Source organism: Acetobacter orleanensis (genome assembly GCF_001581005.1).
Lineage (GTDB): Bacteria > Pseudomonadota > Alphaproteobacteria > Acetobacterales > Acetobacteraceae > Acetobacter > Acetobacter orleanensis.
The window spans coordinates 1-2,025 of sequence record NZ_LHZV01000017.1; the positions used below are offsets into that span (position 1 = coordinate 1).

The 2,025-nt window shown below is 38.5% G+C and carries 1 protein-coding gene; it reads right to left on the reverse strand.

Annotated elements, in window-relative coordinates; translation table 11 throughout:
• Window positions 1–319 precede the first annotated feature (319 nt).
• Entirely contained in the window at window positions 320–1,846 is a 1,527-nt protein-coding gene (locus AD949_RS13900; protein WP_141325524.1) for an SGNH/GDSL hydrolase family protein, read from the reverse strand.
• Window positions 1,847–2,025: the final 179 nt, after the last annotated feature.

A 2,025-nucleotide genomic window follows, 5' to 3' on the forward strand; every position in this document is an offset into this window, starting at 1 on the left:
GCAGCAGACTGGATCAAGCCATAACAGGCCCTAGTCCTACGATAGACGAAGCAAAAACTAGGCTCAGGAACCATCAATCAACACGCCAGAGCTCTAAAATCAGGAGTCATGCGCATCAATCAACGGTTCTTCGATCCCTCCAGCTAATCCCCTATCCCCTCAAACGAGTAAGCCGCTCAACATCAAAGAAATCCGGTTGCTTCATGATTTATTCTTTCAATCACCATCGGATGCATGGAATCATAGACATACACGCAAAACCACGGGTTTTTTAAAACCCTTTAAATGATTATATTTTAGGGTGAAATATCAATATTCATTACCAGTTTTCATTACGAACGACGGGAGCGATTACATCCCTAACGCCATACGTGTTCATATGATAATCGTTTGATCCTCCGGCACTTTCAGAAGCAACGTATATTTCATAGTCAGAGTGCGTTGGCATATATTTTTTCCCGCCTCCGCATGGTCGCGTGCTATCTGCAACGCACAAGTTATAAACTGTCAATTCTTTAATATTTCCAAGACCCGCAATAAAAGGATGGTAGCGCCCACCAAATCTAGGTATTTGCATATCAAATATATCTATATAACCCGCACCAATTCTATTGGAATTTTCATCTGGAAAAAAGTTTTTCCTCGGCATTGAAAAAGTTAAACGACTATCTTTAAGTGTAATATTAAACCAGTTTAATTCCACATGAGATAGAGAAATATTTTTATGAAAACTTATAGGGTCATGATTATTACTTCCATCAGATATTTTTATAGAAAAACCTAACTCTTCAAAAAATATAAAAAACATATTCCCAGATGGCTGGTTTATTGCATCATCAGGACCAGACAGATTTATCATCAAGCTAGAAGGAGGAGTTTTCACATGCATACTAATTGACCAATCGGTACACGCGGAGGCCGAAACTTTGTTATCATTTTTGCAATCAGGAAAAAACCATTTATCTACATTCCACTGCATAGGCTTTGAAAACGCCGGTAGATTAGTATTAAAAGCAGGCTCGACTCTCGTTAGCGAAATTTCACATGGATCGTAGCCATCTCTCATCATTGTGTGCCAACGCCCCACATCCAAATAACCTACATTTTTCCAACGAGCAAAGCTGCGAGTATATTGTTGAGCAAATATTCTATCTTGTTGTCCTGCTATCGTGCCATAGCCGGTCCATAACGTAGAACCAAAAGAAGGCAAATAAGTCACTGCCAGTATAATATCTGTTTTTGGGAGAATAGTTTTAAATTTATCAAGAACAAAATTCAAGGCTGGTATATTAATTTGTCGCCCATCATTTCCCCCGAACCACAAACAAACCACATCTGGACAACTAGAGATGACACACTCAAGCCATGATTTCTGGTTATAATCTTCCCACCAAGGCGATGGTTGGGTGTTTCCCGCCAAATCAGCCCAAGTCGTTCCTCCAATTGCAAAATTATGAAATGTTATATCTATATTGGGGTTTTGTTTTAAAATTTCATCAGACCATATATGTACAGGGCTTTCTGACGGTGCAACGATATCGGCTCCTACAGATAAAATACTGTCTCCCACAAAAGCCCACGTTATATGTTTTTTAGCAGCAATTTTTTCATGGAAATTTTTAAGATGATGCTTGTGGATATTGGGGCGGAAAAGTCGCGGGAAAGGCAAATGGAGAGGGTATACAATACGTTCATGGCATCCAGAAATATTCCCATATCCCTTAAAAATAACACGCCTAATGGCATCCAATAATTCTGGACTATTATCACCTTCAAAAAAATCTCCATATTGTGTAAAAAAATCTCTGAAACCAGAATTATAGATTTTGTTGCATTTTTCTATCATCAACTCAATATTTTTTTTGTTTCATTCATGACAATACCTCATGTTTTCTTCTGGAGCTATGCTCTTTTTGCGATCGCTTTAACATACCCTTTTTTTGTTACCAGTAAATTTGTTACCAGTAAAAAGGATGGTTCTGGGCTTTTAGAGCCTGTTTGGAAAGTCACGGATGAGCGTTTCTG